The 1959-nt window shown below is 24.9% G+C and carries 2 protein-coding genes; both read right to left on the minus strand.

Annotated features, from left to right (window positions below; translation table 11 throughout):
- Positions 1-99: 99 nt before the first annotated feature.
- The gene (locus tag JV528_RS14575) at positions 100-1539 is read right to left on the minus strand and encodes a bifunctional aminoglycoside N-acetyltransferase AAC(6')-Ie/aminoglycoside O-phosphotransferase APH(2'')-Ia (protein ID WP_001028144.1); all 1440 of its coding nucleotides are present in this window, start codon (positions 1537-1539) and stop codon (positions 100-102) included.
- A partial coding sequence (locus JV528_RS14580) for a GNAT family N-acetyltransferase (RefSeq protein ID WP_046091389.1) occupies positions 1540-1959 on the minus strand: 420 nt, incomplete at its 5' end.

Genomic DNA, 1959 nt, shown 5'->3' on the forward strand with positions numbered 1-1959 from the left:
ACAGGAGTCTGGACTTGACTCACTTCCTTTATTATTTTTCATTTTTTTAAACTATTTAATACTAATGTCTTTTATAATAGCTTTTCATATATTATATAATCAATCTTTATAAGTCCTTTTATAAATTTCTTTTCTACCATTTTCGATAAATTCCTGTTTAATATTTTTAATTCCATAAACAATAGTTTCAATAGGATAATATTCTTCAACTATATCTTGATATTCTTTTGCTTTCTCAATATCTATATTTCCATACATTCTTAATATATCTTCTCCAAAATTTGTTCCTATTTCTTCTTCACTATCTTCAAGTAAGTATATAAAATCACAATATTCATCTATAATTCCAGAATCTCCAAAATCAATTATTCCAGTTAATCTATTATTGCCATCTAACAATAGATGATTACAACTAAAATCATTATGGCATAAACACTTTTTACCCTCAAAAACTGTTGTTGCATTTAGTCTTTCCATAAAACTTTCTATATAATCTTTTTCTATATCAGTTAAATCATTATAAATAGTTTCACGCAACAATATATACTCTTCTAATACATTTTGTTTATTATCAATAGTACATTCACTAATATCTGTATAATCTAAACCGTGCATTTGTCTTAAAAAACTGGCAATATCTCGTTTTAACAAATTTTGTTCTTCTTCTGACATAGTAGAATAAATTTCTGGTGTTAAAAAAGTTCCTTTAATTTCTTTATAACCTAGTATAGATAATTCATCACTAATATACGAATATTCAATATTAGGAATTTTTACATTAGTTTCTAAATTTGTATTTAAAAAATTATATATTGCTTTTTCTTTTGCATAACCTTTTTTCTTATTAGTACTAAATTTTGTTTTAAAAATGTATTCATTATTAACTAAATATGCCACACTATCATAACCACTACCGATTATTTCAATACTATCTACTTTGAAATTATCAAAGTAATGCTCAATTAAATATTTCATTGCCTTAACATTTGTGGCATTATCATCATATCTATATTCCATTAAATAACAATCTTCTTTTTTGCCCTCGTGTAATTCATGTTCTGGCAAATCTTCAATAATTCTAAAACCAGATTTTTGGTATGCCCTTATTGCTCTTGGATTATTTTTATGAGGGTCTAAAATAACTGCATTAGCATTTCTTTCTTTTTTCAAAAATTCAAAAATCAATTTAATATATCTTGTACCAATTCCTTTACTCCAATAATTTGGCTCTCCTATAAATTGATCCATACCATAGACTATCTCATCAGTTTTTGGATAATGATAATCAGTATATAACTCATCATACATTTTATATATTTGTCCATATCCAATAGGAACATTGTTATATTCAATAATTACTCTAAAAACTTCATCTTCCCAAGGCTCTGTATAATGTTTTTTTAATGATTCTAATGTATATTTTTTATCTCTACCACCATAAAATTCTAATACTCTTTCATCAGTTAACCATTTTAACATCAAAGGAAAATCATCATCTATTAAAGTTCTTATACATATTTCATTTTCAACTATATTCATTTATTTATCACCTTTTTCATAATCATATACATATACTATTTCATCTTTATAATCATTTTTACCACCTAATTTTTCATATACATGGCAAGCTCTAGGATTACCTTTATCAGTTATTAAAAACATTTCAGAACAACCAATCTCTTTAGAATATTCCTTAATAAAAGATAATAATTTTGAACCATAACCTTTGTCTTGATAGTTAGGTAACATTCCTATTGAGTGTAAATAAAACATTGTTTTTCCATCAGGTCTTAAAAGTGTATAGCAATATGCAAATCCTATAATTTTATTATTTTCTTTAGCTATAAACCCAAATGAACTGGTATCATTAAGAAATCCTTTTAAATTATCAATATCAAAAACCATATTATCATCAATTAAAACTTCTTCCATAAACTCAGTCAAGTCCAGACTCCTGTG

It is taken from the genome of Staphylococcus sp. GDB20D11A, from assembly GCF_016893255.1.
In the GTDB taxonomy this organism is placed as follows: domain Bacteria; phylum Bacillota; class Bacilli; order Staphylococcales; family Staphylococcaceae; genus Staphylococcus; species Staphylococcus aureus.